Genomic DNA, 10,076 nt, shown 5'->3' with positions numbered 1-10,076 from the left:
TTCGGGTTGCCTGAAATCGGCCGCCCACGGCGTCGGATGGCTTGTGCGATGGAGCGGCATCGCACAAGCCATCCTTCTGGTGGATCGGCCGATTTGAGGCAACAGAATGAGCCTCATTTATCGTACGAGGCTCTAGATAAAGAGAGCCGCAAAAACCGTGTAGACCGCCGCCGATAACAGCGCCGAAACGGGAACGGTGATAACCCAGGCCGCGACGATTGTCATGAAATGCGAGCGCCGCACCAGGCGCCGCCGGTGCGATTCTTCCGGGCTATGCTCGATCCGGCGCTCGAAATCCATTTGCCCGGTCTTCTGGCGCACATATTCCAGCCGCCGCTTGGAATTGCGGGTGTACCATTCGCGGAAAAAGCCGATGCCGAAGACGGCGCCGACGGCGGTATGCGTGGTCGAGACGGGCAGGCCGAGCGAGGTGGCGATGATCACGGTGATCGCTGTTGCGAGGGCGACGCAATAGGCGCGCATCGGATTGAGCTTGGTGATCTCCTCGCCGACGACGCGGATGAGCTTGGGACCAAACAGAAGCAGGCCGCAGGAAATGCCGAAAGCCCCGATCAGCATCACCCAGAGCGGTACATAGGTGGTCGAGACGATCGCAAGCCCATTGACGTTGGCAACGATCGCCGCCAGCGGTCCGACGGCATTGGACACGTCGTTGGCGCCATGGGCGAAGGAGAGAAGGGCGGCCGAAAGAATGAGCGGCAGCTGGAACAGCTTGCGCAGCGACTGGTTGCGGTTATCGAGCCCGGCAGCCTGGCGCGCGATCCAGGGCCTCGCCGCAAGTATGGTCAGCGCCGCCACGGCAAGGCCGATCAGGATGCCTTGTGTCATGGGAATATGCGCCACCTTCTCGATGCCGATCACGGCAAAATAGGTGGCGAAAGCGCCCGTCATGACGGCGAGCAGGATCGGCGTCCAGAAGATCGCCGCCGTGATCTTGTCTTCGCGGTAGATGATGAACGTCTTGATGAACGCCAGAAGCAGCGCGGCGACGCCACCACCAAGCAGCGGCGATATTGTCCAGCTCGCCGTTATGCCGGCAAGCGATGCCCAGTGGATCGAGGAAAACCCGGCTGCCGCAACGCCGGATCCGAGAATACTGCCGACGATCGAGTGGGTGGTGGAGATCGGCGCGCCCGACCAGGTGGCGATGTTGATCCACACCGCGGCCGAAATCAGGGCGGCCATCATTACCCAGACGAAGGCCTCGCCCGATGGCATCTGCGCCGCATCGACAATGCCCGCCTCGATGGTCGAAACCACGCGCCCGCCGGCAAACACGGCGCCGGCGACTTCGAAGATGGCGGCGATGATCAGCGCCGTCGTCATGGTGATCGCCTTCGATCCCACGGCAGCGCCGACATTGTTGGTCACGTCATTGGCGCCGATATTCATCGCCATATAACCGGCAACGGCAGCGGCGGCGAGAATGATCAGGTATTTGGGTTCTTCGGAGACATAGGCGGCCGCGAAAATCACGCTGACCAGGAGGAACAGAAAGCCAAGACCGATGCCGGCCCAGGGCCGCAACACATGATGTGTCGCTTCCTCGTTCAATGTCACCTTGTCCAGGTATTTGTCGAGTGTCGGTTTTTCGAGGCTCGGGCGCGGTTTTGTCACCGTCTGTTCTCCAATTCAGACAGCCTGCCCGGATAGGACAGGCGCCCGGTCTGCGCAGCTGCGCCGCACATGTTTCATGTTGCCATGATCACGTCTGTTCCGGCGTTATTGCGCTGCAGTTTTTTGGACCACCGGGTTCATGGTGGCCAGCAGCCGCTGTTCGAAGCTCAGGATGAGGTCCTTCAGCATCGGCTCGGCGACGCGCTTGGCGCCTTCGCGAAAGCTCACCCATTCCATCTTCCGGCTGCCCTTTTCCGGAAAGCTCTTGAGCATATCCAGGACGACCAGCGGATAGACCTGAACCATGCACTGAACCTTGAGGCCCTGGTCCATGCCCTTGTCGTACATGTAAAAGCCGATCCGCTCGGCGCCGGCCTCACCCTTGACGCCAGCCTCTTCATAGGCCTCCTGCGCAGCAGCCTGATGACACATCTTGCCTTCCATCGGCCATCCCTTGGGAATGACCCAGCGGCCGGTGTCACGACTGGTGATCAAAAGCATCTCGGGCGCCGCGCTTTTCTTCTTGAACCGGTAACACAGCGCAGCACATTGCATCCGCACGGGTCTGCGGAACATCAGGCGTACATCCGTGACAAGGCGATTCAAGATATTCAACGTCGGGGCGTCCTTTCAAAAAGCGAATCATTTTAATCTGCAATATTGCTTTAATATGCGCGCTTTCCGCAGCCTGTAAACGAGCAGATTTGGTGAAGCACATATAGTTATCGCGGCGCTCCGTATAAAGGGCGCGGCAACGCGAAAGACAGGCAACTTAAAGGGATTGCGCCAGCAAAATGTGCCGATAGCGGCCTTATAGAGCATGTTTGCGGCATTGGTGAGACAGGCGCGGCAATTTTCCCGGCCCGTGACTTTTGTGTTGCCGGCCGAGGGAGAGGGCTTACCCTTGCCGGTCGCGCTGCTGCATTCTCAGCTGCGAAATCCGCGCCCATTCGCCTGAGCGTTCGGCGTCCCGCGTGGCGGTGATGATGAAGTCGATATGAGCCTGGGCTGCCTCGCGCGCCTGCGCCGGATTGCCCGCCATGATCGCCTCGTAGATTGCCTCATGCTGGGCAAGCAGCATGTCGCCGGCGCCGGGCGCTGCAAACAGCACTTCGCGGCTGAAGAAGATGCCGCCGCTCAACAGCCGGTAACAGGCGCGCAACGTGTGCAAGAGAATTATGTTATGGGCGCATTCGCCGATCGCGCTGTGCAGCTCCACATCGGTCTTCAGCCCGCCTTCGGCCGAGCCGGACAGATGGGCCGCCCGCATTTCCTCCATGATCCGGGTCAGCATGTCCCGGTCGAACCGGGTGGCGCGGCGCGCGGCGAACTCTGCGGTCATGCCTTCCAGTTCGCGGCGATATTCGAGATAATCCTGCGTTGCCTTCTGATGGCGCGAAATCAGGTCGATGACCGGCTTGGAAAATACCTGCCCGATGACATCCGCCACGAAGGTGCCGCCGCCGTGATGGCTCACAAGCAGGCCGCGCGCCTCCAGCTCCTTCAACGCCTCGCGCAGGATCGGCCGCGACACGTCGAACCGGCCCGACAGATCCCGTTCGCTCGGCAGCCGCTCGCTGTCGCGCAGCACGCCTTCGAGAATGAGCAGCTCGATCTGCTGGATGATCTCACCGGAGGTCCGGCTGTGCGGGATGCGGGCAAAGGCATCGATAGTGTCGTCGGTCACGGCGGCTCTCCTTGGCGTCAACTTAGTCACCCGCTTGAAAGTGGTCAATTTCTTTAGCCACTTTGCAAAGCTCAGCCCTCACGAGTCTGTCCACGGCAAACACGGGCCTGCGTCAAAGCGTCCTTTCCCTTTTGCTCATCCTGTTGATAAGACAGTTCTGATTGATGCGTGAGAGGGGAAAACGCTTCATGGCCAAACGCAGTTTCGCATTTCCGTCGGCTCCGGCCCGCGCCCAGGCGCTGGGCGAGATCCATGCGCGTCCGTATGCGCTGGTCACGTCGCCGCGCGTGATTTTCCAGCTTGCCTTCATGACCGATGGCGGGGCCGCCGTCGATCATGCGGTTCTGTCGGAATTGTCGCGCGCCCGCGGCGTCTCGCCGCCGAGCCGCGAGGCCAGCCATCATGCGATCTCCTGGGGGCAGGGCACGCTGCGGTGGGAGCGCCATACCGAATTCTCGACCTATTTCTGGGATGGCGTCATTCCCGAGCAGTTCGGCGGCGACGTGACCACGCATCCGTTCGGCGATGGCTTTTCGCCGCCGGGCACGCTGATTTCCGGCATCCGGCTGGAAATCCGGCCGGACACGGAAGAGACCCGCGCGGCGATGAGCGCGTTCGACCCGACCAGCCTCTGTTACAGCGATATCAAGAACGGCCAGTCGGTGGTGCTCACCGATTTCCGCCAGAATGGCGACGGCCTGACGCAGATCCTCGTCATCGATCGCGGCATGACGGAGGCCGGGACGGGGGCGCTCGTGCAGCGGCTGCTCGATATCGAGACCTATCGCACGCTGGCAATGCTCGGCCTGCCTTTGGCGCAGTCGCTGTCGCCGGATATCCGCCGAATCGAGGATGGGCTGACCGGCGTCACCCAGCGGATGCGCACCAGCGCCCGCGAACATGCCGACGAAATGCTGGCCGAGATCACCCTTCTTGCGGCCGAACTGGAGGCAGGAGCCGCGCTCAGCCTCTACCGTTTCGGTGCCAGCCGCGCCTATTACGGCATCGTTCAGGAGCGCATTCGCTCGCTGATCGAAACCGGCGTGCCGGGCTATGAAACGCTCGGCACCTTCCTGGAGCGGCGCCTGGCGCCGGCAATGCGCACCTGCCAGTCGGTGGAAGAGCGCCAGGCCAACCTGTCGCGCAAGCTCACCCGCGCCACCGCCCTGCTCAGAAGCTGGGTCGATGTCGAACTCGAGCGGCAAAACAGCGTGCTGCTCAATTCGATGGACCGCCGCGCCAAGCTGCAGCTGCGCCTGCAGCAGACAGTCGAAGGCCTCTCGGTCGCCGCCATCTCCTATTATGTCGTCGGCCTGTTCGGCTACATCGCCAAGGCTCTGGAAAGCGAGGGCATTCCGATCAAGTCGAGCGTGCTGACCGGTTTCTTCGTGCCGGTTGCGGTTCTTGCCATGTGGCTGGTCGTCCGGCGCATCCGCAAGCATCATGCTGACGAGGACCGCGAAAGCCTCTAAGTCTTGGGGGATATTCGAAACGAATCGACCCGGCACATATATGGCAAAAGTTGCAAAAGCGCCGAAGAAGGCAAAACTCGACCGTGACGGCCTGACAGCGCTTGGCCTGGAGCGGCTGATCGAGATCGCGTTGGATGAGGCGGCGCTCAACCCGTCTTTCAAGAAGCGGCTCAGCGCAGCACTGGCCGGGATCGGCGGTGCTGCCGGCGTCGCCAAGCTGATCGACAGCCGCCTGACCGCGCTCGAAAAATCGGGCACGCGCATCCGTTGGCAGAAGGAACGCGCCTTCGGCAACGATCTCGACAGCATCGCGGCCAGCATTACCAAGGAGTTCGGCGCGGTCGATCCGGGCATGGCGCTGGAGCGGCTGATCCGTTTCGTCTTCGGTTATGAGGGAATTTCCGAGCGCGTCAACGATTCCAGTGGCCGCATCGCCGGCATTTATGTCCAGGCCTGCGAGGCCGCAGGCCGGCTTGCGCCACTCGTGCCCGCCGATCAGCAGGCGCGCATTCCACCTTTGCTGACCCCCGGCCTGCACGGCATCGATTATCACGGCATCCGCACGCTGCTTTCGGTTCGCATCGCGGCGGCGCTGTCGCCGGATGTGCTGAAGGCCTGGGACGCAGGGCTGGCCGCAGCCATGAAGATACCGGCCAGCACCACCATTCTGCCGGCGATCGTGCATGTGCGCCGCGCCATTGCCGATGCGCGCGGCGACCTCGATGCCTATGTGGCGATCGAGGAAAGCCTGCCGGACGCGCTGCGCGAGCCGGTCGTGGTTGCCGAGCGGCTGCATGCCGCAGGCCGCAATGAGGAAGCGCTGACCTGGGTGCGCAAGCCCCGAAAGTCCCGGCTCGGCTTTGCCCGCCGCGTCGATATCCTCACCGGCGGGATGCAGGCACCGCCGGACAAGGACAGGCTGGAGGCCGCCATTCTCGATGGCATGAAGGATCGCGCCGCCTCGCAGGCCGTGCGCTGGAAGATTTTCGAACAGGGGCTCGATGCCGGGATACTGCGCGAATATATCGCCAAGGCCGGTGACTTCGAGGAATTCGAGGCGCTGGACAAGGCCTTCGCCTTTGTCGAGCATCACCGCGAACCGCATGCGGCCTTGCGCTTCTATCTCGCCTGGCCACGGCTGGATCTTGCGGCGCGCTATGTCGTTGCCCGCTGGGGTGTCTGGGAAGGCGAATTCTACGAGTTTCTTTTACCCGCCGCCGAAGCCTTCGACGCTGGCGAATATCCGGCGGCGGCGACAGCCCTCTACCGCGCGCTGCTCGACCGCATCGTCAGCCGCGGCCTGTCCGATTATTACGAGGATGGTGCGGATTATCTCGAAAGGCTCGCGGCGCTCGCCAAGCGCCCCGGCGGCAATGATGGCCTGATGTCACATGCCGATTATCTGGCGGATTTGCACCGGCATCATATCCGCCGCCACGGTTTCTGGAATCGCATCAAGCCGGAAGCCTACCGTTCCCAATAGGGGTCGGGTCCATAAAGCCCGGCGAGATAATCGATGAACAGCCGCACTTTGGCCGGCAGGAACTGGCGGCTGGGGTAAAGTGCGGAGACAAACAGGTTGCGCGAGCCTTCCCAGGCGGGCAGGACCTGCACCAGCTTTCCCGATGCAAGGTCGCTGCCGACATCCCAGGTCGAGCGCAAGGCGATGCCGGCACCCGACAGCACGGCTTCGCGCACCACTTCCGACGAATTGGTGATCAACCGGCCCTGCGGCTTGTAGCTCATTGCGCCCGCAGCGCTTTCCAGCTTCCAGGTGTCGTGATTGTGCTGGCGAAGGCAGATGTGATCGGCGAGATCGTCGATCGTGTCCGGCATGCCGTAGCGCGCGATATAGGTGGGCGAGGCACACAGAATCCGCCGCACCGGCACCAGCTTGCGCGCAACCAGCGTCGAATCGCTGAGGTCTCCAATGCGGATGGCGATGTCGAAACCCTCGGCGACGATATCGGTAAATTCGTCCGAGAGCACGATATTGAGAATGAGGTCCGGATGCGCCTCGATGAAGCGGGCAAGATGCGGCGCCACATGCATGCGGCCGAAGGAGGTGGGAGCGGTGATGCGCAGCGTGCCCTGCGGCTGGCCGGAGCGGCCGGAGGCAAAAGCCTCGGCTTCCTCGATGCCGGCCATGATCCCCAGCACCCGGTCGTAAAATCCCTGTCCGGCTTCGGTCAGCGAAATCTGCCGCGTGGTCCGCTGGAACAGCCGGGTGCCGAGCCGGTCTTCCAGCCGTTTGATGCGTTTGGAAATAACAGCTGGGGAAAACCCCAATGCCCGCCCTGCCGCCGACATACTGCCGGTGGATACGACGCGCGTAAACACCTCAAGATCGCCCAGATTTGTCATCAATCTTGACCATTGTTTCGAAAACAGAAAAACTGATTAGCATTTGCTGCGCCATGGTGAAAGTGGTAAAGAAAAAATACCAATCATGCGGCGTTGGCCGGATCATGGCCGAATGCAAATGTGCCGGGAGGCTGATATGCCGGAGACGATTGCCTTTCTGGAGCCGAAACCATCCGTGCTCGCGCGCCGCCATCAGATCGTCGAGGATCTCGCCGATATCCTTCCGGACGGCTGCCTGATCAGCGAGAAGCGCGGCTTGGTCCCGTTCGAAACCGATGCCTTCATCGCCTACCGCCAGGTGCCCCTGGCTGTCGCCCTGCCGGAAACCACGGCGCAGGTGGCAGCCGTTTTGAAATATTGCAGCCGCTACGGCATTCCCGTCGTGCCGCGCGGGGCCGGCACGTCCCTGTCCGGCGGCGCCATCCCGCAATCGGACGCCGTGGTCATCGGCCTGTCGAAGATGTCGCGCATTCTCGATATCGATTTTGCCAACCGCACAGCCACGGTGCAGGCGGGGGTCACCAATATCAATATTTCCGAAGCGGTCTCGGCCAGTGGCTTCTTCTATGCGCCGGATCCAAGCTCGCAGCTGGCCTGTACCATCGGCGGCAATATCGGCATGAATTCCGGCGGCGCCCATTGCCTGAAATATGGCGTCACCACCAACAACCTGCTCGGCGTGAAGATGGTGCTGTTCGACGGCACAATAATCGAGCTGGGCGGCAAGGCGCTGGATGCGCCGGGCTATGATCTGCTCGGCCTTGTCTGCGGCTCGGAAGGCCAGCTCGGCATCGTCACAGAAGCGACGGTCCGGCTGCTGGCCAAGCCTGAAGGGACGCGGCCGGTGCTGTTCGGGTTCATGTCGTCGGAAGAGGCGGGGTCCTGCGTCGCTGAAGTCATCGGTTCCGGCATCATCCCCGTCGCCATCGAATTCATGGACAGACCGGCCATCGGCATCTGCGAAGCCTTCGCGCAGGCCGGCTATCCGATGGATGTCGAGGCGCTTTTGATCGTCGAGGTGGAGGGGTCGGAGGCCGAGATGGAGGCAATGCTCGCCAGCATCATCGACATCGCCCGCCGCCACGGCGTCGCCACCATCCGCGAAAGCCAATCGGCAACGGAAGCGGCGCTGATCTGGAAAGGCCGCAAATCCGCCTTCGGCGCCACCGGCCGCATCGCCGATTACATCTGCATGGATGGCACGGTGCCGCTCAGCCAGCTGTCTTATGTGCTGAAGAAGACAGGCGAGATCATCGACGGCTACGGCCTGCGCGTCGCCAATGTCTTTCATGCCGGCGACGGCAACATGCATCCGCTGATCCTCTACAATATCAACGATCCGGAAGACGCCGCGCGCGCCGAAGCCGCCGGCAATGATATTCTCAGACTCTGTGTTGACGCCGGTGGCTGCCTGACCGGCGAACATGGCGTCGGCATCGAGAAACGCGACCTGATGCTGCACCAGTTTGATCAGGTCGATCTCAACCAGCAGATGGCCGCACGCGCCGCCTTCGATCCGCACTGGATCATGAACCCCTCAAAGGTCTTTCCGCTGGAAGGACGTATCCCCGCATGAGCATCGCCTTCGAACCGGCATCGGAAACGGAAGCGGCCGGTATCATCCTTGAGGCCGCCGCACAGGCGACGCCGCTGGCGATCACCGGCGGCGGCACGCGGTCCGGCTTTGGAAACCGCGTGGCGGCTGATCATGTCCTCTCGGCCCGCAAACTTTCCGGCATCGTCAGCTACAATCCGGCCGAGATGACCATGAGCGCCAAGGCGGGAACGCCGATGGCCGAGATCGACGCAGCGCTTGCCCAAAATCGCCAGATGCTCGCCTTCGAGCCGATGGATCACCGCGGCGTCATGGGCACCAGCGGCGAGCCGACCATCGGCGGCGTGTTTGCAGCCAATGTGTCGGGCCCGCGCCGCATCACGGCCGGTGCCGCGCGCGACCATCTGCTCGGCATCCGCTTTGTGAACGGGTCGGGCGAAGCGATCAAATCCGGTGGCCGGGTGATGAAAAACGTCACCGGGCTCGATCTGGTCAAGCTGCTCTGCGGCTCGCACGGGACGCTGGGCCTTTTGACCGAAGTTACCTTCAAGGTCCTGCCCCAGCCGCCTGCTAGCGTCACCATCGTGGCGTTCGGTCTCGACGATGCGCAGGCCGCTGCTGCCATGGCGCATGCGCTGTCCATGCCGGTCGAAGTCTCCGGCGCCGCACATCTGACGGAAAGCGTGCGCTACCGTTTCATCGGCAGCAGCCATCCGGAAGGCGCCGCCACCGTCCTTCGGCTTGAGGGCCTGCCGGCCTCGGTGACGGTGCGGGCCGAAAAACTCAAAGCCGCCTTCGCCAAGGTTGCGCCCGCAACCGTGCTCGATCACGAGGCGACGGAAAAGCTCTGGCGCGATATCCGCGACGTCAAACCTTACGCCGACGGCACGCAAAAGCCGCTTTGGCGCGTCTCCGTGGCGCCAACTGCCGGTCATCAGCTGGTCGCGGCGCTGCGGCTGCAGACTGGCGTCGATGCCTTCTACGATTGGCAGGGCGGCCTCGTCTGGCTGCGCATGGAGGCCGACGCGGAAGCCGAGATGCTGCGCCGTTTCATCAAGGGCATCGGCGGCGGTCACGCAACGCTGGTGCGCGCGTCCGGTGCCGTTCGCGCGGCCACACCGGCATTTGAACCGGAGGCCCCGCCTGTTGCGGCGTTGTCTGCACGGCTCAAGGAAAAGTTCGACCCCAGGGGAATCTTCAATCCGGGGAAAATGGGGTGATGGAGATGATGCATATGCGGCCCACCCCCCTCTGTCCCTCCGGGACATCTCCCCCTCAAGGGGGGAGATCATTCTTTTCCCAATTTGGCTACATGGTGAGGCGGGCCTGGGGCTGTCGGCCAATCTCCCCCCTTGAGGGG

General features: G+C 62.6%; 8 protein-coding genes. 4 read left to right on the top strand and 4 right to left on the bottom strand.

The features are described 5' to 3' along the window. Window positions 1-132: 132 nt before the first annotated feature. From ASD32_RS00225 to ASD32_RS00215, 3 genes are all read right to left on the bottom strand, one after another. Window positions 133-1,638: an inorganic phosphate transporter gene (locus ASD32_RS00225; RefSeq protein WP_060635909.1), complete on the bottom strand. Its 1,506-nt coding sequence runs from the start codon at window positions 1,636-1,638 to the stop codon at window positions 133-135. A 105-nt stretch (window positions 1,639-1,743) separates the two neighbouring features. Further along, on the bottom strand, window positions 1,744-2,253 hold the full coding sequence (locus tag ASD32_RS00220; RefSeq protein WP_060635908.1) for an NUDIX hydrolase: 510 nt from the start codon (window positions 2,251-2,253) through the stop codon (window positions 1,744-1,746). A 283-nt stretch (window positions 2,254-2,536) separates the two neighbouring features. Then, entirely contained in the window at window positions 2,537-3,325 is a 789-nt protein-coding gene (locus tag ASD32_RS00215; RefSeq protein ID WP_156382978.1) for a FadR/GntR family transcriptional regulator, read from the bottom strand. Window positions 3,326-3,513: 188 nt separating this feature from the next. Here ASD32_RS00215 and ASD32_RS00210 point away from each other — a divergent pair, with 188 nt between their 5' ends. Next, window positions 3,514-4,797, top strand: a complete 1,284-nt coding sequence (locus ASD32_RS00210) for a DUF3422 family protein (RefSeq protein WP_060635907.1) — start codon at window positions 3,514-3,516, stop codon at window positions 4,795-4,797. A gap of 40 nt (window positions 4,798-4,837) precedes the next feature. Next, complete coding sequence (locus ASD32_RS00205) at window positions 4,838-6,280, top strand: DUF6880 family protein (protein ID WP_060635906.1); 1,443 nt, start codon at window positions 4,838-4,840, stop codon at window positions 6,278-6,280. On the opposite strand, the gene ASD32_RS00200 is transcribed toward ASD32_RS00205, so the two are convergent. After that, window positions 6,265-7,161 (bottom strand): LysR family transcriptional regulator, encoded by an 897-nt coding sequence (locus ASD32_RS00200; RefSeq protein WP_060635905.1) that lies wholly within the window; start codon window positions 7,159-7,161, stop codon window positions 6,265-6,267. The two genes, ASD32_RS00205 and ASD32_RS00200, sit on opposite strands and share 16 nt — an antisense overlap. A 136-nt stretch (window positions 7,162-7,297) precedes the next feature. Between ASD32_RS00200 and ASD32_RS00195 the strand changes: the two genes are divergently transcribed. Together ASD32_RS00195 and glcE are read left to right on the top strand one after the other, a co-directional pair. Further along, complete coding sequence (locus tag ASD32_RS00195; protein WP_060635904.1) at window positions 7,298-8,737, top strand: FAD-linked oxidase C-terminal domain-containing protein; 1,440 nt, start codon at window positions 7,298-7,300, stop codon at window positions 8,735-8,737. Next, the gene (glcE, locus tag ASD32_RS00190; protein ID WP_060635903.1) at window positions 8,734-9,936 is read left to right on the top strand and encodes a glycolate oxidase subunit GlcE; all 1,203 of its coding nucleotides are present in this window, start codon (window positions 8,734-8,736) and stop codon (window positions 9,934-9,936) included. Before ASD32_RS00195 ends, glcE begins: the two co-directional genes overlap by 4 nt. Window positions 9,937-10,076: the final 140 nt, after the last annotated feature.

It is taken from the genome of Rhizobium sp. Root483D2 (genome assembly GCF_001426685.1).
GTDB classification, from domain to species: domain Bacteria; phylum Pseudomonadota; class Alphaproteobacteria; order Rhizobiales; family Rhizobiaceae; genus Pararhizobium; species Pararhizobium qamdonense.
The sequence above is the reverse complement of the archived record's forward strand: the minus strand, read 5'-3'. Positions and strand labels throughout refer to the sequence as shown.